26 protein-coding genes and 1 tRNA gene are annotated in these 23,090 nt (G+C 47.5%); 2 read left to right on the forward strand and 25 right to left on the reverse strand.

The window, feature by feature from the left end; genetic code table 11:
• Positions 1-26: 26 nt before the first annotated feature.
• From MJB10_RS26460 to rpsF, 15 genes are all read right to left on the reverse strand, one after another.
• Positions 27-1,313 carry a YycH family regulatory protein gene (locus tag MJB10_RS26460; protein ID WP_314800225.1) on the reverse strand — a complete coding sequence of 429 codons (1,287 nt, stop codon included), beginning with the start codon at positions 1,311-1,313 and terminating at the stop codon, positions 27-29.
• A complete protein-coding gene (walK, locus tag MJB10_RS26465; protein ID WP_314800227.1) occupies positions 1,310-3,145 on the reverse strand; it encodes a cell wall metabolism sensor histidine kinase WalK in 1,836 nt (611 codons plus the stop codon). Before walK ends, MJB10_RS26460 begins: the two co-directional genes overlap by 4 nt.
• A 2-nt stretch (positions 3,146-3,147) precedes the next feature.
• A complete protein-coding gene (gene yycF, locus MJB10_RS26470; protein ID WP_314800229.1) occupies positions 3,148-3,867 on the reverse strand; it encodes a response regulator YycF in 720 nt (239 codons plus the stop codon).
• Between the two features lie 274 nt (positions 3,868-4,141).
• The gene (locus MJB10_RS26475; protein WP_314800231.1) at positions 4,142-5,656 is read right to left on the reverse strand and encodes a M23 family metallopeptidase; all 1,515 of its coding nucleotides are present in this window, start codon (positions 5,654-5,656) and stop codon (positions 4,142-4,144) included.
• A gap of 369 nt (positions 5,657-6,025) precedes the next feature.
• Complete coding sequence (locus MJB10_RS26480; protein WP_314800233.1) at positions 6,026-6,712, reverse strand: hypothetical protein; 687 nt, start codon at positions 6,710-6,712, stop codon at positions 6,026-6,028.
• 147 nt (positions 6,713-6,859) lie between these two features.
• Complete coding sequence (locus MJB10_RS26485) at positions 6,860-8,146, reverse strand: adenylosuccinate synthase (RefSeq protein WP_314800235.1); 1,287 nt, start codon at positions 8,144-8,146, stop codon at positions 6,860-6,862.
• A gap of 443 nt (positions 8,147-8,589) precedes the next feature.
• The gene (gene dnaB, locus MJB10_RS26490) at positions 8,590-9,951 is read right to left on the reverse strand and encodes a replicative DNA helicase (RefSeq protein WP_314800236.1); all 1,362 of its coding nucleotides are present in this window, start codon (positions 9,949-9,951) and stop codon (positions 8,590-8,592) included.
• Between the two features lie 124 nt (positions 9,952-10,075).
• Positions 10,076-10,525: a 50S ribosomal protein L9 gene (rplI, locus tag MJB10_RS26495; RefSeq protein ID WP_314800237.1), complete on the reverse strand. Its 450-nt coding sequence runs from the start codon at positions 10,523-10,525 to the stop codon at positions 10,076-10,078.
• A complete protein-coding gene (locus MJB10_RS26500) occupies positions 10,522-12,483 on the reverse strand; it encodes a DHH family phosphoesterase (RefSeq protein ID WP_314800238.1) in 1,962 nt (653 codons plus the stop codon). The genes rplI and MJB10_RS26500 overlap by 4 nt, the downstream gene beginning before the upstream one ends.
• An 18-nt stretch (positions 12,484-12,501) precedes the next feature.
• On the reverse strand, positions 12,502-13,416 hold the full coding sequence (locus tag MJB10_RS26505; protein ID WP_314800240.1) for a DUF2232 domain-containing protein: 915 nt from the start codon (positions 13,414-13,416) through the stop codon (positions 12,502-12,504).
• Positions 13,417-13,422: 6 nt separating this feature from the next.
• Positions 13,423-13,734, reverse strand: coding sequence for a MazG-like family protein (locus MJB10_RS26510; protein WP_314800243.1), 312 nt, complete (start codon positions 13,732-13,734; stop codon positions 13,423-13,425).
• Between the two features lie 73 nt (positions 13,735-13,807).
• Entirely contained in the window at positions 13,808-14,146 is a 339-nt protein-coding gene (locus tag MJB10_RS26515) for a cupin domain-containing protein (RefSeq protein ID WP_314800245.1), read from the reverse strand.
• A gap of 67 nt (positions 14,147-14,213) precedes the next feature.
• A complete protein-coding gene (gene rpsR, locus MJB10_RS26520; protein WP_028557221.1) occupies positions 14,214-14,501 on the reverse strand; it encodes a 30S ribosomal protein S18 in 288 nt (95 codons plus the stop codon).
• A 25-nt stretch (positions 14,502-14,526) separates the two neighbouring features.
• Positions 14,527-15,003, reverse strand: coding sequence for a single-stranded DNA-binding protein (gene ssb / locus MJB10_RS26525; protein WP_314800250.1), 477 nt, complete (start codon positions 15,001-15,003; stop codon positions 14,527-14,529).
• 34 nt (positions 15,004-15,037) lie between these two features.
• Positions 15,038-15,325, reverse strand: coding sequence for a 30S ribosomal protein S6 (gene rpsF, locus MJB10_RS26530; protein ID WP_314800251.1), 288 nt, complete (start codon positions 15,323-15,325; stop codon positions 15,038-15,040).
• A gap of 241 nt (positions 15,326-15,566) precedes the next feature.
• Here rpsF and MJB10_RS26535 point away from each other — a divergent pair, with 241 nt between their 5' ends.
• Entirely contained in the window at positions 15,567-15,758 is a 192-nt protein-coding gene (locus MJB10_RS26535) for a YjzC family protein (RefSeq protein ID WP_314800253.1), read from the forward strand.
• Positions 15,759-15,824: 66 nt separating this feature from the next.
• On the opposite strand, the gene MJB10_RS26540 is transcribed toward MJB10_RS26535, so the two are convergent.
• The 5 genes from MJB10_RS26540 to MJB10_RS26560 all read right to left on the reverse strand — a co-directional run bounded on the left by MJB10_RS26540 (position 15,825) and on the right by MJB10_RS26560 (position 17,946).
• Entirely contained in the window at positions 15,825-16,247 is a 423-nt protein-coding gene (locus MJB10_RS26540; protein ID WP_314800255.1) for a hypothetical protein, read from the reverse strand.
• A 164-nt stretch (positions 16,248-16,411) separates the two neighbouring features.
• Positions 16,412-16,499 (reverse strand) — tRNA-Ser (locus MJB10_RS26545).
• A 77-nt stretch (positions 16,500-16,576) separates the two neighbouring features.
• Entirely contained in the window at positions 16,577-16,801 is a 225-nt protein-coding gene (locus MJB10_RS26550; RefSeq protein ID WP_314800257.1) for a DUF951 domain-containing protein, read from the reverse strand.
• Positions 16,802-16,818: 17 nt separating this feature from the next.
• Positions 16,819-17,691 carry a mechanosensitive ion channel family protein gene (locus MJB10_RS26555; protein WP_314800259.1) on the reverse strand — a complete coding sequence of 291 codons (873 nt, stop codon included), beginning with the start codon at positions 17,689-17,691 and terminating at the stop codon, positions 16,819-16,821.
• 12 nt (positions 17,692-17,703) lie between these two features.
• Positions 17,704-17,946 (reverse strand): DUF3343 domain-containing protein, encoded by a 243-nt coding sequence (locus MJB10_RS26560; RefSeq protein WP_314800261.1) that lies wholly within the window; start codon positions 17,944-17,946, stop codon positions 17,704-17,706.
• Between the two features lie 96 nt (positions 17,947-18,042).
• Here MJB10_RS26560 and yyaC point away from each other — a divergent pair, with 96 nt between their 5' ends.
• Positions 18,043-18,666 carry a spore protease YyaC gene (gene yyaC / locus MJB10_RS26565; protein ID WP_314800262.1) on the forward strand — a complete coding sequence of 208 codons (624 nt, stop codon included), beginning with the start codon at positions 18,043-18,045 and terminating at the stop codon, positions 18,664-18,666.
• Here the strand turns inward: yyaC and MJB10_RS26570 are convergent.
• The 5 genes from MJB10_RS26570 to noc all read right to left on the reverse strand — a co-directional run bounded on the left by MJB10_RS26570 (position 18,641) and on the right by noc (position 22,999).
• Positions 18,641-19,132: a DUF4446 family protein gene (locus MJB10_RS26570; RefSeq protein ID WP_314800264.1), complete on the reverse strand. Its 492-nt coding sequence runs from the start codon at positions 19,130-19,132 to the stop codon at positions 18,641-18,643. The two genes, yyaC and MJB10_RS26570, sit on opposite strands and share 26 nt — an antisense overlap.
• Before the next feature lie 15 nt (positions 19,133-19,147).
• Positions 19,148-20,308, reverse strand: a complete 1,161-nt coding sequence (locus tag MJB10_RS26575) for an aminotransferase class V-fold PLP-dependent enzyme (RefSeq protein WP_314800266.1) — start codon at positions 20,306-20,308, stop codon at positions 19,148-19,150.
• 82 nt (positions 20,309-20,390) lie between these two features.
• Complete coding sequence (locus MJB10_RS26580) at positions 20,391-21,263, reverse strand: ParB/RepB/Spo0J family partition protein (RefSeq protein ID WP_314800268.1); 873 nt, start codon at positions 21,261-21,263, stop codon at positions 20,391-20,393.
• Positions 21,260-22,018: a ParA family protein gene (locus tag MJB10_RS26585; protein ID WP_314800270.1), complete on the reverse strand. Its 759-nt coding sequence runs from the start codon at positions 22,016-22,018 to the stop codon at positions 21,260-21,262. Before MJB10_RS26585 ends, MJB10_RS26580 begins: the two co-directional genes overlap by 4 nt.
• A 159-nt stretch (positions 22,019-22,177) precedes the next feature.
• The gene (gene noc, locus MJB10_RS26590; protein ID WP_314800272.1) at positions 22,178-22,999 is read right to left on the reverse strand and encodes a nucleoid occlusion protein; all 822 of its coding nucleotides are present in this window, start codon (positions 22,997-22,999) and stop codon (positions 22,178-22,180) included.
• Positions 23,000-23,090: the final 91 nt, after the last annotated feature.

Consider the following 23,090-nt stretch of genomic DNA (forward strand, 5'->3'; position numbering starts at 1 on the left):
CCCCTCTTTCCAACATGTCATTGCATTTATTCAATAAAATCATACGTTCCATCTCGCAGCTCCAACGTCCATGTGCTGATGAGATTAACCGCCTTGTCACTAACAACAGGACGATACGATGGAAAAATAGAAACGATACTCGAACGACGTTGATAGTATTGCAACCGTTCCTCCAAAGCCTCACCCGACATCAGCTCATTATCACGCCGTTGTCCTGACTTCATATCCGCGATCACCATCGATCGCTCGAATCCAGAAATCGCGCCCTTCTGCACCTGCATGCTTAGCATGCCGAAACCTTCTGGCTGCGCCGTCACAATCGGAAGCGATTCATAATACTGACGGAACGTGAACGTCTGATTATCCAAAAGCTTCTGCGGCGTGCGGGACACCATATATTTGCCATCCCAGCCGATATGCTGATTAATAAATTTAATCCCCGCCTGCAAATCGTCCAAGACTTCCGTCTTGCTCGCTGCTGGGGCTACAGGGTCCGTGTACGTGACCCACCGTTGATCCCGATTTAGTTGGAAGCCGCGCTTACTGTCCGTGTAAATCTCGGAACCGTCTCGCTCTCTCAGATAGCGGGTGATGCCTGGATCGACGAACAAGCTTTGCTTGAGCTGATCCGACGTTAGCTGCGTGTACGTGAATGTATAACTTGGTATCCGCAGCGGTTTCAACGGCAAATAGTAATCGCCGCTATTCGTTGTTTTGTATAAGTTGCTCGGCTCGCCATACGCAACGAAATTCTCGACGTCCTTACTCGTGAAGTCCGCCCCAATCACTTCATACCCTACGCTTGGTGAATCCGTGAAAAAGAACGCCCGAACCTCATCATTCGTCCCTTTAGAATAGATCCAAATTTTCGTGATTTTATCATTCTCAACGGGTATTTCGCCTTCAATTCGGAAAAGCTGCTGCAGAATCGTGAACGGAATCCCGTCACGGAACCGAACTTCCACGCCGAGTTGTTTCGTTCGCACTTCTTCCCAATTGACGTTGACGAGATACATCGACGTCTTGCGAAAGCCCCTGAAGCTGCGCTGCTTGATGTTCTCCAGCAAACGTGTGTAGTAATAATTGTTCGGATATAGCACAGAATGCTGCTGATTGCCCAAATGAATGATGAACTGATCCGGGAACAGCATGTCCGCCAGTTCCAGCTGCTTCCCTAATGTTTCCGTTTGCACATAGTTACTCTGCTGAATCGGCTCGATCTTAGGAGGACTGTACGAGGCCAGAATGAAGCTCTGATACAAGCTCGTCCCGATCAGCAGAACAAGTAAGATCGATTTCAAACTTTCAATCATACTGCATCCTCCTCATCTTGCTGAATCGGCAGTGTAAATAGTACGCGAGTTCCTTGTCCAAGCTCAGATTCCAAGGCAATCGTTCCGCCATGCGCTTTCACTATTTCCCGGGCAATGGACAAGCCGAGACCTGTTCCACCCATATTGCGAGAGCGCGCTTTATCCACGCGATAGAAACGGTCGAAAATGCGCGAAAGATCCTTTTTCGGAATCCCCATACCATTATCTTGCACGGAGATTTCCAACATATCTTTTTCTATCTTCCTTGCTCCCAAACGGATCGTACCTTCATCACCCGTATATTTGATCGCATTCGATACCAGATTATCAAGCACCTGATCGATCTTGTCTCGATCAAGCAGCAGGCTCGTCACACCATGTTCCACGTGGAGCAAAATTCGAATTTTCCGTTGCTGCAGCTGAAAAGAAAACCGATCCGCCACCTCGTCCAGCATCTCGCTGACGAGCGTGGAGGACTTGCTCATCATGGATTGCTTCGAATCCAGCCGCGATAAGTGCAGCAGATCCGTGACCAAGCGGATCATCCGCTCGGTCTCGCTCCGTGTCACGCTGATGAAGCGCGACGCCAGCGCTGGCTCCTCGATTGCGCCGTCATCGAGCGCTTCGAGGTAGCTCTTGATCGTCGTCAGCGGCGTGCGCAGCTCGTGCGAGACGTTCGCGACGAACTCGCGGCGCGCCTGCTCGAGCTTCTCTTGATCTGTGACATCTTGCAGCACGGCGATGATGCCATGCTGACCTTCACCCCGCCTATGAATCGGCGTGAACGTGATCCGCACCGACAACTGCTCGTCCTCATCGTCGCGCAGCGGAATGTCCAGCAGGGTCGTATTCACTTCCCCAGTGACGAGCTCACGAATCGTGGTCAGCGGAATCCCGATGACCTCCGAGATGGGCAACCCGAGGGTTGTCTCTTCCTCGACCTGCAAAATCTGCTTCGCCCGGCGATTCAACACGATCACCTGTCCCCGATCGTCCGTCGCGATAACGCCGTCATTCATATTCGTTAGAATCGAAGCGAGCTTCTCTTTCTCTTCCTCATTGAGGGAGAGCGCCTCTTTCAGCCGATTCATCATGAAATTAAAGGTCTGCCCCAGCTGACCAATCTCATCCGTCCCTTGAATGACAACCTGTTGATCAAAGTTTCCTTCGGCCACCGCCGTCGCTTGGCGTGTAATTTCTTTAATCGGATTCGTAATCGTGCTCGTTAAGAGAACTCCTAGTAGTGCAGTCAGCCCTAACGCAATCAGCGTCCCCGAGATGAGGATGCGATTAATCGAGCGAATCGTTTTATACACATCTTCCATGGAAGCGATGATGTACACTGCACCTAAGACGCGGACCCCGCTTCCGACTGGCTTCGCGATAATAACTTTGCGGTACCCGTCTTCATCCGTGAAAATCCGCTGATTATCCTTAATCCCTTGCAGGGCGCGGATCACTTCTGGCTGCGTATTCTTCTGTTTCAGATGGCTCGCGACCGACGTGCTAATGACGTTCCCGTTCGCATCAATAATTTGAATCTCTGCATTATTAATCGAAAATAAATTGCTGACGAATTCATTCAAATCGGCATACGTCTTCTTGCCCTCTGTCGCGTTCTTACTGTCGGGATCGCCAGTCATATACGACTCCACGAATCCCGCCAGCAGCGTCACTTGGCTGTTGCGGGAGGCGAGGAAGTCGCTTTTGAAATACGTCTCGACCGTCTTATAGAAGTACACGCCAATCAACTGCATCGCGATCAGAATGAGCAGGACATAAATAATAATGAGCTTCGCTTGAATCGATTGAAAGAAGCGGATGCCCTTCATGTTTAGAAGCCTCCAGTTTTCGGGCTGCGCATCAAATAACCGAGCCCTCTGCGCGTCATAATATACTCGGGGCGGCTTGGATCCGTTTCCAGTTTCTCGCGCAGGCGACGAATCGTCACATCGACGGTGCGCACGTCGCCGAAATATTCAAACCCCCACACCGCTTGCAGCAGGTGCTCACGGGTCATCACTTTGCCTGAATTTTTGGCCAAATATTGAATCAACTCGAACTCCCGATGTGTCAAATCAAGGGGCGTTCCGTCCTTATAGACCATGTACATGTCGTTATCGATGAACAGTGCATGTATGCGCATCCCGTTGCGCTGCGCTTCGGGCTCGTTCGGCGCCGTCTGCACCTTCGTCTGTCTGCGCAAATGCGCTTTCACGCGCGCGAGCAGCTCCCTTGTGCCGAACGGCTTCGTCACATAGTCGTCCGCGCCCATTTCCAGACCTAACACCTTGTCCAGCTCTGTATCCTTCGCTGTCAGCATAATGATCGGCGTGTTCAGCTTCGAACGCACCTCGCGACACACATCCATGCCGTCTTTTACGGGCAGCATGAGATCCAGCAGGATCAGGTCCGGCTGCTCCGAGAAAGCCAGCTCAACCGCACTGCCGCCATCATAAGCGCAGATGACCTGATAGCCCTCTTTTTCCAAATTAAACTTCAAAATATCTGCAATCGGTTGTTCGTCATCCACCACGAGAATTTTCCCAAACATGCGACCACCGCCTACTATAAAGTAACTGACACTGCCCTTCATCCACGAAGACCAGCCATCAGATTGTGCTCCAACTATTTCACCAGTAATTTCCTGTGTGTATCTCTTTATTTTACCATAGATTCAATGAAAAAGAGACAAGGCCCCCGAGTAAATCGGCTCGACCTTGCCTCTATCTTCAAATATAAGAATTTATATGTTTTACTTCATAAGTCGGCTATATTTCTCCATAAACGCTCCCATCCTTGAAGGAAGGCCTAGCCGTTTATTTGGCTTAACGATTCAAATATTTCAAAGGATTCTCCAAGTTTCCACTGCGGTGTACTTCGAAATGTAAATGTACCCCAGTCGAATCGCCTGTGCTGCCCATAATTCCGATTTTATCGCCCTTCTCGACGATGGTTCCTGACTTCGCAATAATTTGGCTCAAATGGCCGTATAACGTCTCATAGCCATTTAGATGATTAATAATAATATAATTACCGTAATCTGATTTGTAGCCCGTTTCGACGATTTTCCCATTATCAGCAGCCATAATGCTCTTGTTACCTGTAATGTCGATCCCTTTATGCAGCTTGCCCCAACGATAGCCGAACGTACTTGAGATACTAGGGGAGATGACCGGCCATGCGAACTTACCCGTTCCCTCGCCTTTAATAACCTTCGTACCTTTCTTCGCTTTGGCTGTCACAGGTTGATCGATCACTTCTTCGTTCACAACGCTCTCTTCCGTTAGCAAACCATCAATCTTAGTGACTTGAATGGTTACCTTCTTGAGACCGTTCTTCCCAGGTGATATCGGTTGAACGACGCCTAAGCGAAGCGAATCATCCTTTTCATACTCAGTATCGTATTGAATCTCTTGATTCTTCACGATCTTTTCCGTTGTCTTCACTGAAAGCGTCGGCTTGAGCACTGTCACATCCAGCTGATTGCCGATTTTTAGCTTATCATCTTGAATGCCTGGATTGTTATCATAGATGAATTGCTTCGTAATCCCTAATTTCTTCGCAATACAGGATACGCAATCGCCTTCGACGACCGTGTACTTCGCTGGTGCAACGTCGCCAGTTGTTAATGTTTTCACGACATCCTCAGGCTTCGCTAGATCCGTCGGATTAATCGGCACCTCTTCGAAGTCTACCTTCTGCACGAAGTCGACTTTCTCCAGCTCCGATGGAGCCGTTGAGATATCATCGCCTACACCCGTAGATAGCGCAGATACTTTGGCAGCATCCTTCGCTTTCGGTGTGAAAGGCTCGCTCACCTTGCTTAGAATCTGATCAGCTGTTGCCTGGTCCTTCACAATGGCAATCGTCTTGCCATCTACTTTCAGCGCTACACCAACGGGTTGCGGTACAAGCAGTTCATCCAACGACGAAATAACAGCAGCATTATCCGTTTTTACATTGTAAGCCCTTTCAGACGTGTAGGTGATTCCGTCTGTCTTAAGCACTACATGCACATTTGGAAAATTCTTCTGTACTTCTACTGGTTTATTCTTCTTATATTCATCAATGAGGTTGTGATCGCTTACGACCCCTATTTCTTGATTGTCCAGCATCACATGATATACCTCGCTCATGCCTGCTTCTACGTAATGATGTCCGGAGAACGTAATTGCTCCCGTAAGTACGATGGCACTTACGCCTAATGCAAGAGACCATTTATGTCGTTTGATTACCGTTAACGTCGTTGATGTCGAAACTTCTTCTAGCTGCTTGTCTGATAGTGATTCATTTCCGGTCAAGCTTTCTCGCTTAGGCGTGAATCTCTTAACGAGATCCATGACAAAACGCATTCCCCTGAAACCTGTCATGATCTTCTCCCTTTGAACGGTTTTGCATCTTTATGTAGTAATGACTCACATACCGTTACTATTCAGATACATAAATAAACCTTGATTAGACATAATATCCATTATGTTGTCTTTCATTTGTTAAATTTAACACACTTTCCGTGCCTATTTCAACAAAATACTCGTCAACCATGTGATAGATTCGTGTCCATCACCAAAAGAAGTCGCTCTATCGGCTATTTTTTTGTATCATTTCCCAAACGCCTTTCGCCCATTTTGACTGAATTTGACGAATAGACATGAATGCTAGCAGGGAAGCTACAGGATGCTAAGCTACGGCTGGGCAACTTCCCTCTTACCTCAATATTTATTAAGAATATCGGTTAATTGTTTCAGTTCTTTATCACTCAAATACTTCTTGAGCGTCTCATTGATTTGCTCCAATTCCTGGGAGGTAATCCCGTCTTCAAGGATTGTGGACAGCGTTTGGACCTCATTCTGCGGCAGCTTAGCGACAACAAGTGAGAAAATTTTCATCTTATCATCACTCGACAAGGCTTCTTTCTTTTTCGAGAAATCTTCCATGGACATGACAAGTTCTTTCTTCTCGCTGTCTTCCGTACGAGCGCTTCCCATCACCGGGATTGCATCCTCCTCCTTGCCTGTTAATGTGCTTCCGCCTGTTGACGAACTATTGCTGCTGACTGACTGATGATCGTTCGGATTTGGACTAGAACTCGGACTTGAACTTGGGAGGCTGGAGAGGCCTCCAGACAGGTTAGAAGTCGGCGCAGGCGACGCCGTTGCAGGCTGTTCTCCTAGAGCAGCTTGCTTCCCCCCGTCTTTCCCCCTAACTATATTCAGCTCTTCCGCCAATCTAGACGCAAATTCACCAAATTGAATCTTTTTACCCATCGCGGGTAACTGATATTGTCGAAATATATCCTCCACATACATGTTCACCACATACCAGGTTGTAAACATCGTTATGAACGTGATGAGTACGGTGGCTACGACGATTTTGCTTAACCAAGTGAATAATTTCATATGGACGCTCACTCCTAACACGACTTGCGCTTAAATAGGCTTCTCCCCCCAGTATCGACGAAAACATGACCAGAATATCCCTCTAGGCAAAAAGAAAATCCTCTAAGCTGCTAAGCAGCCTAGAGGATGGTTATGTTTCGCTATGGATTACGCGTAAATCGGACGAACAAGGTTTGTTTGCTCACGGTTACGACCTACAGAGAAGATCGCGATTGGGATGCCTGTCAGCTGGGAGATGCGCTCCACGTAGTGTCTCGCATTCTCAGGCAGGTCGCTCAATGTACGTGCGCCAGAAACGTCTTCTGACCAGCCTGGCAGCTCTTCGTACACGGCTTCACACTCAGAGATCGCTTTGAGGCTCGCTGGGTAGTGCTCAATCAACTCGCCGCGATACATGTAGCCTGTGCAAATTTTAACCGTTTCTAGACCTGTCAGAACGTCGATGGAGTTCAAGGACAAGCCCGTGATGCCGCTCACGCGTCTAGCGTGACGAACAACGACGCTGTCGAACCAGCCTACACGACGAGGACGGCCTGTTACTGTACCGTACTCGAAGCCTTTTTCACGAATCCAAGCGCCGATTTCGTTGTCCAGTTCCGTTGGGAACGGGCCATCGCCGACACGCGTTGTGTACGCTTTGGCAACACCGATGATGTTGTGGATCTTCGTCGGACCTACGCCAGAACCGATACACACACCGCCAGCCGTTGGGTTCGAAGATGTTACATATGGATACGTACCTTGGTCGATATCCAACATGACGCCTTGCGCGCCTTCGAACAACACTCTGCGACCTTGATCGATATACTCGTTCAAGATGACCGACGTATCTTTCACGTAAGGGCGAATGATTTCTGCGTAAGCCAAGTACTCTTTAAGAATTGGCTCAACATCTAGACCTTTGGAGCCGTAAACTTGCTCGATCAACACATTTTTCTCTGCAACGATGCGGCGAAGCTTTAATTCGAACTCTTCCGCATCCATCAGATCCGCAATACGGATCCCATTACGTGCGGCTTTGTCCATATAGGCAGGGCCAATACCTTTACGCGTCGTACCAATTTTGCTATCGCCTTTACGATCCTCTTCCAGACCGTCAAGCACTAAGTGATACGGCATAATAACATGCGCGCGGTCACTGATATGCAAATTCGTTGTTGTAAAACCATTATCATGAATGTAGTTAATTTCTTCAATAAGTGCAGCCGGATTAATAACCATCCCATTCCCGATTACACAAGCTTTATCTTTATAAAAAATACCAGAAGGAATCATCGTCAGCTTATATTTCTTCCCGCTAATAATGATCGTGTGGCCTGCATTGTTACCACCTTGGTAACGAGCAACAACCTCAGCAGTTTCTGCTAAGAAATCCGTGATTTTACCTTTACCTTCGTCTCCCCATTGCGTACCGACAACAACAACCGTTGACATATGCACTTACCTCCGTACGGTGACAAGTCACCCATAATGAGCCGTATTGGCTGTAACTCCAGAGAATAGTCGTTCTCCATTAAAGCGCTAAAGCGTTCAGCGTCCATGACACGTTCCCTCTGGCGATGCTGATGATTCTACTACCTCTTCTATTCACTGTGCGCACGTAATGTGCGAACAGATTGAGCATTAAGCGAGGTTTTGGCACCGTCTTTTAGTTTAGCAGTCCCCCCTGGCAAAGTCAATGAAAAACGAACGATTACAAGAGCCCAAGTATAAATGTTCGGAAATAACACAAACTCTTGGATCGCTCTCCCCGCACCGCTTCCATCTAGTCAAACAGGTCTTCCATCTTCTGATTTCTCTTCCTAAGATGCCACTTTGGAGGAGATTTTATGAGCCATCCCTCTTTTTTGCTCCACGTGGAACATCGAAAAGCAGCCCTAATGCCCGGCTGCTTCTTGATGACTACGATCCATATTCACGAATTTATTGAATTGCTTGAGGAAGGCCAGCTCTACCGTGCCTACGGGGCCGTTACGCTGTTTAGCAATAATGATCTCGATAATATTCTTCTTCTCCGATTCCTTATCGTAGTAATCGTCCCGGTAAAGGAACGCTACGATGTCGGCATCTTGCTCAATCGATCCCGATTCCCGAAGGTCAGACATCATCGGGCGCTTATCTTGCCGCTGCTCAACACCCCGGCTGAGCTGTGAGAGCGCGATAACAGGCACATTGAGCTCACGGGCAATCTGTTTCAACGTACGTGAAATCTCGGAGACCTCTTGCTGACGGTTGTCGCCTTTGCCGCGGCCGGCAATGAGCTGCAAGTAGTCGATGAGAATCATGCCGAGCCCCTTCTCTTGCTGCAGCCTACGGCACTTCGCGCGGATATCCGAGACCGTAATCGTCGGGGTATCGTCGATGAAAATATTCGCCTCTGACAGCGCACCGATCGCCATCGTCAGCTTCTCCCAGTCGTCGCCTTCCAATTGACCCGTCCGCATGCGATTCGCATCGACGTTGGACTCGGCGCACACCATACGCTGTACGAGCTGCGCCGCGCCCATCTCGAGCGAGAAGATAGCGACGGTCTCTTTGGCGCGGACGCCGACGTTCTGGGCAACGTTCAAGGCGAAGGCGGTTTTCCCTACGGAAGGACGCGCCGCCAGAATAATCAAATCTGAACGCTGGAAGCCAGATGTCATCTTGTCCAAGTCCAGGAAGCCAGAAGGGATTCCTGTGGAACCTCCCTTGTTCGAGTATAGGTGTTCTACCTTCTCGAATACTTCCATGAGCACGTCGCGGATCCCGACGAAACCGCTCGAGCTGCGGCGCTGCGAGATTTCAAGGATTTTCTTCTCCGCATCACTGAGCATCAACCCTACATCATCTTCATTGGCGTAGCCATCAGATACGATTTGGGTCGCTGTTCGGATGAGACGGCGAAGCATCGATTTCTCCTCGACAATCGCCGCGTAGTAGTCAATGTTTGCGGCCGTCGGTACGGCATTCGCCAGCTCAGACAAGTAAGTCACGCCGCCAATTTCTTCAAGCTGCCCCTTGTTTTGAAGAAGCGCTGTGAGGGTAATTAAATCGACGGGCTCTTGATCGCTTGCGAGCTCTACAATCGCCTCGAAGATCCGCTGATGCGAACCTCGATAGAAATCGTCGCTCGTAATCCGCTCCATTGCAGTAATCAAGGCATCGCCGTTTATCAGGATCGCGCCTAGAACGGCTTGTTCGGCTTCTATATTTTGAGGCGGTACACGATCCATAAACATATTATCTCCGTTGCTCATGCTGCTGTACCCACCCTTCTTGTCATGGTTATTGTTTTTACTAGATTGCTAGAATTAAGTTCACAAGAGAGAAGAGCCCCATACCGCGGGACTCTTGTTCTCTATCTTTCCCTATTCAGGTGTCCTACTTCTCTTCCGTTACATGCACGTTAAGGCTTGACGTTACTTCCGCATGCAGCTTCACGGCAACCTTCGTTACGCCTAGCGTACGAATCGGTTCTTCCAGAACAATTTTACGCTTATCTAACACGATCTTATATTGTTTCTCTAGCACTTCCGCAATTTGTTTACTAGGGATAGCTCCGAACAAACGGCCGCCTTCGCCGGCTTTCGCTTTGATCTGAACGGTCATTTCGCTCAGCTTCTCGCCTAGTGCCTGCGCATCCGCCTTCTCTTGATCCTTGCGGCGTTGCTCGGCTTTCTTCTGATTATCCAGCACCTTAACCGTCCCTTGTGTCGCTGGAGCGGCTAAACCTTGTGCGATCAGGAAGTTCTGTGCGTACCCTTCGGATACTTCTTTCACATCGCCTTTCTTGCCTTGGCCCTTCACGTCTTTCAGTAAAATGACTTTCATTCGAAAAGTCCCTCCTCTTCCTGCATATCGGCTAGTACTTGTTTCAATCGATTCGCTGCTTCCTCAAGCGTGCCTTCCATTTGCGTCGCAGCGTTGGTCAAATGACCGCCGCCGCCCAGTCGCTCCATGACAACCTGCACATTCATTTGGCCCAGCGATCTCGCGCTAATCCCAATTAATCCGTCCGGTCGTTCGGCAATTACGAAGGAAGCCATAATATTCGTCATATTCAACAATGTATCAGCAACTTGCGCAATCTTCAACTGAGAATATTTACGCGCTGGCTCAGCAACTGCCAAAGCCACATGATCATACAGCGTTTCGGTGTGCTTCACAATCTCAGCACGCTCGATATACGAATGCAGATCTTCCTTCAGCAGCTTCTGGATGAGTGCGGAATCCGCCCCGTTCCGGCGCAGGTACGACGCAGCTTCGAAGGTTCTGGCTCCCGTCCGCAAGCTGAAGCTCTTCGTATCAACCACGATGCCCGCTAAAAGCATCGTCGCTTCGATCACTTCCATCGAGAGCTTCTCATTGATATACTGCAGCAGCTCGGTCACCAGCTCGCACGTAGACGACGCGTAGGGCTCCATATAGACGAGCGTAGCGTCGTGGATGAACTCCTCACTTCGACGGTGATGATCGACCACCACGACCCTGCTCGTTTGCTGCAGCAGCCTCGGCTCAGCGACCATCGACGCTTTGTGTGTATCCACCACAACCGCGAGCGAACGCTGCGTCGTAATCTGCAGACCCTGCTCGGGCGTAATGAACCAGCGGTGCAATCGCTCGTCCGTCCGAATCGTTTCCATGACTTTCTCGATGGAAGGATTCACACCTTCCAGGACAATGTATCCTTCCTTGCCAACGACCTGCACGGCTTTCAGCACACCGATCGCGGCACCGATTGAATCCATGTCTGGGAAGCGATGCCCCATGATGATGATCTTGTCGCTATCTTTCATGAGATCGCGCAGCGCATGCGAGATGACCCTCGCTCTAACGCGCGTACGCTTCTCCACCGCGTTCGTACGGCCCCCGTAGAAGGAGAGGCGCTGCCCGACCTTTACCGTCACTTGGTCGCCGCCGCGGCCTAGCGACATGTCCAGTCCCATTTGTGCCATTTGCCCAAGCTCGGTCAATTGTTCGGCCCCTGAAGCAATCCCAATGCTCAATGTCAGCGGGAGCTTATTCTCAATCGTAAGATCGCGCACATCGTCAAGAATCTCAAACCGTGTTTGCTCTAGCTGACGCAGCGCCTTTTGATCCATCAGGATCAAGAAGCGATCGGACGAAGTCCGACGCAAATACAGCTGATTCTTCTGTGCCCACTCTGTAATCTCGCCTGTTACCTTCGCCAACATGATGCTCCGCGCTTGATCGTCCAACCCTTGCGTTGCCTCTTCCAGATTGTCCATCATCACGATGCCAATCGCCGTCTTGCTATCTTCGTACTTCTTCGCAAGCAGCGCCTGCTCCGTAATCTCGCGCAGATAGATCAGACGCTCCTCAGGGCGAGACCATACTTGGTAGATGAGCTGGCCGACTTTCATCTCCAGCTTATCGTTTTTGTCTTTCCTATTTTTCAAATCAGGAAATAAATCAAAGAGCGGCTCTCCAATGACGGAGTCCTGCCCTACCATTTTCGCAACAAATGGATTATGCCACTCAATACGCTTCTCATCATTATATAAGATAATACCGATCGGCAAGCCGCTCATCACTTCGTTGCCAGCCTTTTTCACCCGATGTGTGATCGTCCCGATATACGTATTCAGTTCACGACGGAAGGCCGTCTCCGCTTGCAAGGTGAAATACGCCATCACACCGCAGAGCAGGAAAGCCGTGAGGCCCAGCCACCATTTGAACATATAGAGCATGGCTGTCAAGCTGATGAGCAGAATGAACATCCACACAATGTGTTGACCGTGCCACCGCTTCAAAAGGAACTTCGGCATTCGAACTAGCCCCTAATCCTATAAATTTTTCTTAAACCGTTCACGGATTGGAAACGCAACATCAAATACCCCTAATAAGCTGTAAACAACGAAGAAAGGTGGCATGAAGACGAGGATAATGATTGCGACAATAGGTAAAATCGGCTTCCATTTGTTCGCGTGCGCAACATAGAAGAGAAATCCGATTGCTTGCAAAGCAAATACGAACATCAATAACGGCAAGGCATTCATTAACAGCGTGGAAATGAGTGAGCTTGCGTCTGGTTTAATGAATAAATCCAGCACAAAGGCTACTAAATAAATCCACACAAGCGATCGCTGCAGCATCCACTCTCTCATCGGACGCAGGCCTGGGATGCCTTCCCCTGTTTTATTCAAGAACCGCCGCGTCACACCGTGCGTAACAAACGTTACGAAGAGTGCCATGCAGATGAGATACAACGGGATCACCTGAACGATGAAGCCCACATACCAATCCTGATCTTTGGGCAAAATCTCTTGAACACTCGCCGGCATCGTCGCAATGCTATCGAGCATGAATTGTTTGAACTCGGTCACAGGATCTAGGCCCAACACAAATCCGACAAGCAGACCGATTAAGGACTCGGCTAGGATGGTCACAATCCCTGCTGTCAGCACGGTTCGTGCCGCAGCTTTGCGCTTATACAGATTCCCCATCGCCAGCACAGGCGGCAGCAGGAACAGTGAAATCGTAATAAGATAGAACCCTAACCACTGCGTAAGTATGTAAACGATGAGCAGGGAGATCACATAACTGATCACAAATTTCTTCGTGCTTGAATTCACATATAACATCAGAACGGGAACTAACAGAAAACTACATGTCAAAATAATCCATGGCGTCATCAGCGAAAGCAATGAGAGAATCATTACCACGCTCCAGATGATGCTCTGCCAACTTCGATTCCCCAACCGGGCTCACCTCTTACGTAAATGTTCTTCGAGCGATGAAATGTCGCCGTACCAATCCTCAAGTTGATGGCCCTCTTGGCGGTGCTTCTTCATTTTCTCCACAATAGCTTCGTCTAAACTGCGATAAGAAATCCCAAGTCTTCTGCCCAAAATATAGCCGCTCGAAATCAAGCTGGCCAGTCCATCGATCATCTTCGCATGACTGCCTTCCCACATGCCTTTCAGCAGATGGGCTACATGATCTACCACTTCTGTTTTGAGCCACTCAATGACTTTGGCCCGTCTGGCTAGGTCGACATCTTTGTCCCTATTCAGCAACCGTCATCTCTCCTCATCTCATTAGAGCGATACGCTTCAATTATACCACAAAGTGGTACTAGAAAAGAAAGCCCTATAGGGGGATTCGATCACCTGCTGTCGACGGGGTTGAGATGACGAGGAAATCGACCTCTTCCTTCGATTCATTGCGTATTTGATGAGCCACGCCAGGCTCAATGGTGCAGCCATCTTGCGGCTGTAGCGTGAACTCTTGGCCATCTACCCACATCACCGCTTCTCCTTTTAAAATAAAAAAGAACTGCTTCGCCTTCTCGTGCCGATGTTTGATTTCACTGGTGCCTGCCGGCATGCGCTCTTGAATGATCGTGCGGTCTGCGCTCCGCTCCAAGAACCAACCATCACATTGGTCGCCCCATACATAGTGCTCTGCTTTGTCTTTGTTGATGTGCATGTGAATGCTCCCTTCTTGGGATAAAATAAAAGAGCAATCGGTTGCCCGACTGCTCTTTATTTCGAAACTATTCCGTTGTGTAAGGAAGCAACGCGATTGTACGGGAACGCTTGATAGCGATCGTCAAAGCACGTTGGTACTTAGCGGAAGTTCCAGTTACACGTCTAGGAAGGATTTTCCCACGCTCGCTGATGAACTTTTTAAGAGTCTCGATATCTTTATAATCAATATGCTTGATTTTGTTTACAGTGAAGTAACAAACCTTACGGCGTTTACCTTTACCGCCTTTGCCACGAGGAGCAAATTTGCGATCTGCACGGTCATCACCATTGTTGTCTCTTTTTTGGAAAGCCATTGTGTCTCTTCAGTCCTTTCTACGTTTAGAATGGCAAATCATCATCGGAAATATCGATCGGTTTCCCGTCATCTATGAAAGGATCCTGCTGCTCGCGTGACCCACCGCCGCGATTGCTGCTTCCGCCGCCGTAGCCTGCGTTCGCATTAGATGATCCGCCTTCTTCGCGATTTCCGCCGCCGCTAGATTCAAGGAAACGTACATTATCGGCAATTACTTCAGTCACGTATACACGTTTACCTTCGTTATTGTCGTAATTCCGTACTTGAATGCGTCCTTCAACTGCTGTTAAACGACCTTTACGCAAGTAGTTCGCGCATGTTTCGGCAAGCTGCCTCCACGTGACGATATTGATAAAGTCCGCTTCCCGTTCTTTCGAGCCACCGCTCGTGAAAGGACGGTCCACAGCAAGCGTGAATTGGGTAACTGCTACCCCAGCTGGTGTATAACGAAGCTCTGGATCTCTGGTCAATCGACCGATAAGAATTACACGGTTCAACATGGAACAACCCTCCTGACGAAGAATACTGGCACGATTAAGCTACGTCGTTAACGATTAAGTGACGAATTACTTCGTCAGAAATCTTAAGTACGCGATCAAGTTCAGCTACAACAGCAGGTTCTGCGTTGAAGTGTACTAGCACATAGTGCCCGTCACGAAACTTATTGATTTCATACGCAAGACGGCGTTTACCCATCAGATCCTGTTTGGAGACTTCTCCCCCACCGTTCGTGATGATGCCTTGAAACTTCTCAACCGTAGATTGAACAACTTCTTGCTCAACGTCAGTACGAATGATGTACATCAATTCATATTTGCGCATGTATGTCACCTCCTTTTGGACTAAGCGGCTCCTATTCAAACTTGCTTGGCAAGCGATGGAGCAAGGAGCGAGGATTCTTTCAAAACTCGCACCTGAATACTATAGCAAATCGCGCGGCAAATTACAAGTTTTTATCACAGCATTCGCGCAGGAGGAAGCTGGCAAAGGATATGATACATGCTTCGCTCCCTGTAGGGCATTCTATTTATGATTGTTATTCTTATGAAGAGGTGATTCAGTCGTGGGTGAATGGACACATTTTAATGAAGGCGATCATGTACCAAACGATGGCGAATATATGGAGATTGGCGAGAATGCCTTTCATATGGGGATTACCAATCCCCAAACGGTCACGTTGAAGAAAGGCGACAGGTTCCCGGCAACGAGCAATCATAATCGGAAATGGCATAAAAAAGGCGGCAAGCGCATGTAGTTCTTTTTATAATGAAAAAGGAAGCTCCCTCCGACTTCGGTTAAGGGGGCTTCCCGCATTTAAGGATTATTTCTGATACACACGCTTCTCAGAAATCTTACCATTTGCAAAATACACGAACTCCGCATAATACCCTGACTGATTCGAGATTACAAATTCATAGGAACGCTTCCCGTTCTCTTCTTTAACCAGTTTGCCTTTGGCCCCTGTCTCCTTCACGAGATCATCATAGGTGCTCGTCATCGAAATTTTCTCCACTTGTTCTTTAGTAATCGTCGAGGCTGTCTCCGCTGCTCCGCCGTTCATACCCGTCGTCGGCGATGTTGTGACCGCTCCGCCTGCATTCGTCCCGATAGGCGCCGCAGAAGCCGTCACTGGGGGTTGCACCGTTGACCCTGGTGTTGGACTAGCTATCGTTGTATTGTCCTTCTTTGCGCATCCTGACGCTACTACCGTGGTGACTGCAAGCACGATGATCCATTTCTTCATCTATACATCGACTCCCTCTATTTCAAACGATTTCACCACCCCATACTCATGGGCTAATCGTTAGCTTGCTTCCCATGCATTTGATTTATTCCTTAATTATGGGAATGAAAAAAGCCGCCAATACCCTTTACGGATATTAACGGCTTTTATTTTCTGTTCCGGTACGGAAAGAGTGGGATTCGAACCCACGCACGCCTCGCGACGCCTAGCTGATTTCGAGTCAGCCCCCTTGGGCCTCTTGGGTACCTTTCCAAGAAAAATGAGAACAGGACTTATTGTAACAAAAAAGTCTGTCTCTCGCAAGTAGTTTGATCAACTTTCTATATTTACTAGGTAGCCTCTTCCCCCGCCACATCAATGGACGCGTTGCTGCGCAATATTTTTTTCAGCTTACTCTCGAACTTGGTTCTTGGCACCAAGACGCTGTGTTTGCATCCCACGCATTTAATCCGAATGTCCATCCCCATTCGAATAATTTCCATTTCATTCGTGCCGCAGGGATGGGGCTTTTTCATTTGCACAACGTCGCCAAGCTGGTACTCTTTCTTCTCCATCTTAGTTCCCCTCCCATCTACTCCTGTTTCGCACTCGTTATAACTCTGGGATACGGTATTTCAATGCCGCATGCATCCAAATGCTTTTTGATCTCCGCATTCAAGATCCGCCCCACCGCGCCTTGCGAATTCGGCTTACATTCGGCGATCACTCTTATTTTCATTTCGGCGTTGCCTAGCAACTGAACTCCTAGTACTTCAGGCGCTTTAACGATATTATCATTACTTTCGTGCACTTTAGCAACAATGTCCCGCAGCGCATCCATCGCACGATCAAGGTCCGCATCATATGAAATCGCAACGTCAACGATCGCAATCGAATTATAGGTCGAGAAGTTGGTCACTTGTTTGATATTCCCGTTCGGAATAATATGAACTTCGCCCGTCCAACTTTTAATTCGCGTCACTCGAATACCGATCTCTTCTACTGTTCCTTTGAACTGGTCAATTTGAATCACATCGCCGACACCAAATTGATCTTCGAAAATGATAAAAAATCCCGTTATAATATCCTTCACTAAACTTTGCGCCCCGAAACCTATAGCCAGCCCGAGCACACCTGCACCCGCGAGCAAAGGCCCCAGATTCAAACCCACTTGACCTAAAATCATCATGATCGCAACTAAATTTACCGTATAAGCAATCAAATTATGTACGAGAATGGAGATGGTATTCGACCGGCGCACATCAATTTTGAGCGATGATTTATCTCTCGCTTTGATCATATGCGTGATGGCTTTATCTGCAATTTTAATAATAATTCTTGAAATGATATAGATAAGTGCAATTTTCACTAGAATCCAGAAAAGCGAAGCAATGAGCTCAGGTTTCGTGAGATGTGCATGAATCCAGATCATTAAATCCTCGAAATAGTGCGTTTTCAACGACATTCGCGGTCCTCCCTATTTTTCTATTATGGTACCATACCCATCTTCTTTTTTGAAATAAATCCCTCGAATTTCGACGTTCTCACTTTCTATGATTTCTTGTACCTGCGTGAGGTCTCCTCCTGGAAATTCAATAGAAAGCGCACAGCCTGCTGTAATCTCTTTCGGCGTTGGTCGGATATCGATTTCAATATCTGCGTACTCTAGCAACATCTCAGCCCGAAGCGCCTGCTGCGTAGAATCGAAAGCTATCAACATAATAGAAAATTCCAGAGAAAGCTCCCCTCTCTACGTATAAATGTCCCTATCTCTCCATATACTAGTAAAAAAGATTGACCACTTTGGAGGGATATCATGAAATTCCACTTTGGATTTGACGCCGATAAAACCCCAGTACAAGAACCGTTAAAGATTCAACATACCGATTCCGATACACCTTATTTACTAGCTAAGCATTTACAAACGATTTTTAGCAAACTACCAACCTATCAACCTATCGTGATTATTTGTGTGGGAACGGACCGTTCCACGGGCGATTCACTCGGGCCCTTGGTTGGCTCTCATTTGAACCGAACCTCCACACTTCGCAACTTGCATCTATTCGGTACACTCGATGAACCTGTCCATGCGATGAATTTATCGGAGACTGTCGAGCGCATACATAAGCAATTTCAGAACCCCTTTATCGTTGCTGTAGATGCTTGTCTTGGTCAAGTCGCAAGTGTAGGCTGCATTCAGGTTGCTCACGGGCCGCTCAAGCCAGGCGCTGGCGTGAATAAAGATTTGCCCCCTGTTGGTGATATCCATGTCACGGGCATTGTGAACGTTGGGGGCTTTATGGAATATTTCGTCCTGCAAAATACGAGACTCAGTCTCGTCATGAACATGGCTAATGTAATCGGCGATGCCCTGCACTCCGCGATACGCCGCACGCAATCTTTCGCACCGAGTGCTACGACTGCTTTAAAGTTTGAGTAATGGCTTCCCTCTCTTCTGGGCTTAGCGTATAGCTCGATTGGCCTTTCTCGACTGGCTTTGCGTAGACGTACATTTGCTCGCGGCTATGTATCCCTGTAACGACGACGCCATCCTGCTCCTCGTTCAGCATCGCAATTGTGAAGCTTAGATCGCTTCCGCCATCGTTAAAAGCGTTGTAGCGGCGAATGCCTACCTTTGAAGTCATTTTCATCATCATTTGACGCATGGAATGGATGCTGGCTGAAGCCTTTGCGGATTCGGCCTTTTGTTCGTTTAGTCCTTCTTGAACTTGCAACAGCAGCTGCTCCATATTGTCCACGCTAGCGCCATTAATCATGCGCATATACCGTTTACGTAACGAGGATAACCGAATGGAAATGATGATGACATACACCAATAAGACAAACATAAAACCAAAGCAAATTAACATTACATATTCGGCTTCCAAGCCAAACAGTTCCCCCATGCCTAATCCCTCTTTCTACTTTGCATACTGCGAACCAATCTCCCTGACAGCATCAATCAATGTCGTCACTTCTTCAGTCGTGGTAAAATAACCAATGCTCGCGCGTACCGCTCCCTTGGCTAACGTCCCCGCAATTTCATGTGCCAGAGGCGAACAATGATAACCAGCTCGTACCGCAATTTGAAACGACTGGTCAAGAATGAACGCGACTTCCGATGAATCCACATCTTGAATATTAAAGGAAACGATCCCTGTTTTATTTTGTCCAAGCTTCGGCCCCAGAATCGTTACCCCTTGAATTCCCAGTAGTCCTTCCATTAACTGTTGCGTTAACGCCCACTCTTTCGCGTGAATCTTCTCGACCGTTTCATGAAGTACGAACTTGACGCCTTCATTCAAGCCAGCGATGCCTGGCGTATTCTGCGTGCCTGCTTCATAGCGATCCGGCCGCACCGTAGGCTGATGAATCGCCTCTGATTGACTGCCCGTCCCGCCGTGGAGCAGCGGCTCCAAGTCAAGTTCCGGGTGTATGTAAAGCCCACCCGTTCCTTGCGGCCCCAGGAGCCCCTTGTGGCCTGGGAAGGCCAACATATCTATGTTCATGTCGCTTACATGAACAGGCAACACACCGACGCTCTGAGCCGCGTCTACGAGCAGCTTCGCTCCATGGTTCCTGCATATCTCCCCAATCTCGCCTACCGGCATGATCGTGCCGAGTAGATTGGAGCTATGATTAACCACAACCAGCGTTGTATTCGGACGCAACGCTTCTTTCAAATCCTGCAGGCTCATGTTCCCTTCTTCGTCATGACGCAAATAAGTAAGATCAATACCTGCGGTAGCTTTCAAATGCTCCAACGGCCTACGGACCGAATTATGCTCGACGTTTGAGCATATGACGTGATCGCCTGGTTTTATGTATCCTTTTATCGCTTGATTTAACGCATGCGTCGTATTCAAGGCGAAGGAGATATTATTGGGATTTCTCACGCCAATGAGTTTGGCAATGTTTTTCCGTGTCTCGAACAAAGTCCGACTCGCTTTAACAGCCATCCCATGACTGCCTCGCCCTGGATTAGCTGCATACTCTTGCATGCATTGCATCATCGCATCCATCACCGCAGGCGGTTTAGGCCATGAAGATGCCGCTTGATCAAAATATAGCACACCGCTCATTTTTCCAGCCCCTTATGAGAAAATAGCATACCTTAGTTTGTTCTTTCATCTCGAAAGAAAAACATAGGTATGCTAGCAATTTTCAAGAGATTTTGCCTTGCAGTAACTCTAGCAAGCGATTGAGATCATCTTTTGAGTAGTAGAGTAACTCGATCTTACCTTTATCCTGCTGACTTTTAATTTTCACGGACGTTCGATATAGTTCTCGCAATTGCTCTTCTGCCTGATTGATGTAAGGATCTCTATTCTTTTCTTTTGGCTTCGCCTTTTCCTTGTCAGATGTCGGCGTTTCCTCTAGCATCTTAATCGCTTCTTCTAATTCCCTAACACTCCATTGCTTAGAGATCGTAGATTCCGCTAATTCCTTCTTCAGCTTATCATCTTTCACACCGACAATCGCTCGCGCATGTCCCATTGATAATGTTCCACGTGAAACATATTGTTTAATCGCTTCTGGCAATTGTAGTAAACGTAAGAAGTTAGCGATGTGGGATCTACTCTTCCCTACTTTAGCTGATAGCTCTTCTTGAGTGAGAGAAAACTGATCAATAATGCCCTGGTAAGCATAGGCAATTTCCAAAGCGTTAAGATCTTCACGCTGTACGTTCTCAATCAATGCAATTTCCATTACTTGCTGATCGGTTAAAATACGTTCAACCGCTGGAATCGTTGGCGTCCCTGCCGTTTGGGAGGCACGGAACCTGCGTTCACCAGCGATAATCTCGTAACCTTTCAGAACTTTGCGAACGATAATCGGCTGAATCACACCATGTTCCTTGATCGATTCAGCTAATTCTTTAATGCTGTCTTCATTGAAATGTTTACGAGGCTGATAAGGATTAGCTCTAAGCTGCGCGAGCGGGACTTGAATCACTTTGTCGCTTTCATCAATATGCAAGGATGTAATTAATGCGTCTAATCCTTTACCTAAACCTTTAGAAAGGCCTTTGGTCATACCGAGATCACTTCCTTCGCAAGCTCTAAATATACTTCCGCACCCTTCGATCTTGGATCGTACGTAATAATCGATTGCCCATGACTCGGTGCCTCACTTAGACGTACATTACGTGGAATAATTGTTTGATAGACCTTCGTCTGAAAATACTTCTTCACTTCTTCAATAACTTGAATGCCCAGATTCGTTCTCGCATCAAACATCGTCAGCAATACTCCTTCGATCTGAAGGCCAGTATTCAAATGTTTTTGAACCAGTCGAACCGTATTGAGCAATTGGCTTAATCCTTCTAATGCGTAATATTCACATTGAATCGGAATAATAACGGAATCTGCCGCGGTTAATGAATTAATGGTAAGAAGTCCTAAAGATGGAGGGCAATCTATCAAAATATAATCATATAAGTGTTTAACAAGTTGAAGGGACTTTTTTAAGCGAACTTCTCTTGAAATGGTAGGCACCAATTCAATCTCTGCTCCTGCTAGCTGAATCGTAGCTGGTACGATTTTTAAGCCTGGAACATTCGTCTCCACCGTCGCATCTTTCGGATGCACATCATTAATCAGGACGTCGTAGATGCAATTGGTTACATCCGCTTTATTGACACCGATTCCGCTTGTCGTATTGCCTTGAGGGTCAATATCAACGAGAAGAACACGTTTGCCAAGCGAAGCTAATGAAGCGCCTAGATTAACAGAAGTTGTCGTCTTGCCGACGCCACCCTTCTGATTCGTAATTGCAATAATTTTAGACAAAACCATTTCACCTCTATCGCTTTTGTTCCAGAATGCTATTTTATAAGCAGTAGTTCTATCTTACCATATCTGCCAGCGAGTTACCTTATGAATATTTGATAGTTTTATGCATAAGATGCAAAAAAAACGGCTTGCGCCGTTTAAAAAGATGCATTCATACTATCGTTTAGGAATTTTAATAATAATTTCGTAATGATCTTCATGATCCTGCTCAGACGTATTGATGTTCAACCCTGAGCTTGTAACCATCTCGACCGATTGACGAATTGTATTCAAGGCAAGTCTGACATCCTTGGTAAAGGATACACGGCGAGATTTTTTTATTTTTGCAGCCTCTTTCAAAAAGGCAATTCTGACTTCGGTTTGTTTGACATTTAACTCTTTGGCGATAATCTCTTCAAGCAGCTTCACTTGTTGCTCTTCTTGATCCAAGGCAAGTAGTGCTCTTGCGTGACGCTCTGTAATTTTACGCTCCATTAAAGCCAGCTTCACAGGTTCGCACAACTGTAAAAGACGAATCTTGTTCGCTATCGTAGATTGACTCTTCCCTAAGCGTTGAGCTAAACTCTCTTGAGTCAAATCATGCATTTCGATTAATTGCTGATAAGCAGCAGCCTCTTCAATCGCAGTAAGACCCTCGCGCTGTAAGTTTTCGATCAAAGCAATGGATGCCGCTTGGGAATCATTGAAATCACGAACGATTGCTGGGATCGTGTCAAGTCCAAGCTTTTTAGTCGCACGCAAACGACGTTCGCCAGCAATTAATTCGAATGTATTATTTTTGATTCGAACAACGATTGGCTGAATAACACCATGCGTCCGAATGGTTTGGCATAATTCATCGATACGGTCATCATCGAATAAAGTTCGAGGTTGATAAGGACTTGGAATAATACTGTTTACGGGAATATTCTTGACCTCATCCGTAATCGTTGCAGAACGATCCGTCAGGCCGAATAACTTCGATATTTGTTCTTTCATAGGAAAACTTACCACCAACTCTTCCCGTAGTATAAGCGATCCATACCATCATAAGTAGAGGGCACGTTCTTTCGCCTCTCAAATGAGGTCA

The organism is Paenibacillus sp. MBLB1832 (assembly GCF_032271945.1).
Lineage (GTDB): Bacteria > Bacillota > Bacilli > Paenibacillales > NBRC-103111 > Paenibacillus_E > Paenibacillus_E roseopurpureus.

Bases quoted from the DNA above. Each gene is read 5' to 3' on its own strand.
- rpsR (WP_028557221.1), bottom strand. From the start codon at position 14,501: ATGGCTTTCCAAAAAAGAGACAACAATGGTGATGACCGTGCAGATCGC.
- MJB10_RS26460 (WP_314800225.1), bottom strand. From the start codon at position 1,313: ATGATTGAAAGTTTGAAATCGATCTTACTTGTTCTGCTGATCGGGACG.
- ssb (WP_314800250.1), bottom strand. From the start codon at position 15,003: ATGTTGAACCGTGTAATTCTTATCGGTCGATTGACCAGAGATCCAGAG.
- MJB10_RS26480 (WP_314800233.1), bottom strand. From the start codon at position 6,712: ATGAAATTATTCACTTGGTTAAGCAAAATCGTCGTAGCCACCGTACTC.
- dnaB (WP_314800236.1), bottom strand. From the start codon at position 9,951: ATGAGCAACGGAGATAATATGTTTATGGATCGTGTACCGCCTCAAAAT.
- noc (WP_314800272.1), bottom strand. From the start codon at position 22,999: ATGAAAGAACAAATATCGAAGTTATTCGGCCTGACGGATCGTTCTGCA.
- MJB10_RS26580 (WP_314800268.1), bottom strand. From the start codon at position 21,263: ATGACCAAAGGCCTTTCTAAAGGTTTAGGTAAAGGATTAGACGCATTA.
- MJB10_RS26475 (WP_314800231.1), bottom strand. From the start codon at position 5,656: ATGGATCTCGTTAAGAGATTCACGCCTAAGCGAGAAAGCTTGACCGGA.
- MJB10_RS26575 (WP_314800266.1), bottom strand. From the start codon at position 20,308: ATGAGCGGTGTGCTATATTTTGATCAAGCGGCATCTTCATGGCCTAAA.
- MJB10_RS26570 (WP_314800264.1), bottom strand. From the start codon at position 19,132: ATGGGGGAACTGTTTGGCTTGGAAGCCGAATATGTAATGTTAATTTGC.
- walK (WP_314800227.1), bottom strand. From the start codon at position 3,145: ATGAAGGGCATCCGCTTCTTTCAATCGATTCAAGCGAAGCTCATTATT.
- MJB10_RS26540 (WP_314800255.1), bottom strand. From the start codon at position 16,247: ATGAAGAAATGGATCATCGTGCTTGCAGTCACCACGGTAGTAGCGTCA.
- yyaC (WP_314800262.1), top strand. From the start codon at position 18,043: ATGAAATTCCACTTTGGATTTGACGCCGATAAAACCCCAGTACAAGAA.
- MJB10_RS26500 (WP_314800238.1), bottom strand. From the start codon at position 12,483: ATGCCGAAGTTCCTTTTGAAGCGGTGGCACGGTCAACACATTGTGTGG.
- MJB10_RS26555 (WP_314800259.1), bottom strand. From the start codon at position 17,691: ATGTCGTTGAAAACGCACTATTTCGAGGATTTAATGATCTGGATTCAT.
- rpsF (WP_314800251.1), bottom strand. From the start codon at position 15,325: ATGCGCAAATATGAATTGATGTACATCATTCGTACTGACGTTGAGCAA.
- rplI (WP_314800237.1), bottom strand. From the start codon at position 10,525: ATGAAAGTCATTTTACTGAAAGACGTGAAGGGCCAAGGCAAGAAAGGC.
- MJB10_RS26560 (WP_314800261.1), bottom strand. From the start codon at position 17,946: ATGTTGATAGCTTTCGATTCTACGCAGCAGGCGCTTCGGGCTGAGATG.
- MJB10_RS26515 (WP_314800245.1), bottom strand. From the start codon at position 14,146: ATGCACATCAACAAAGACAAAGCAGAGCACTATGTATGGGGCGACCAA.
- MJB10_RS26550 (WP_314800257.1), bottom strand. From the start codon at position 16,801: ATGGAGAAGAAAGAGTACCAGCTTGGCGACGTTGTGCAAATGAAAAAG.
- MJB10_RS26485 (WP_314800235.1), bottom strand. From the start codon at position 8,146: ATGTCAACGGTTGTTGTTGTCGGTACGCAATGGGGAGACGAAGGTAAA.
- yycF (WP_314800229.1), bottom strand. From the start codon at position 3,867: ATGTTTGGGAAAATTCTCGTGGTGGATGACGAACAACCGATTGCAGAT.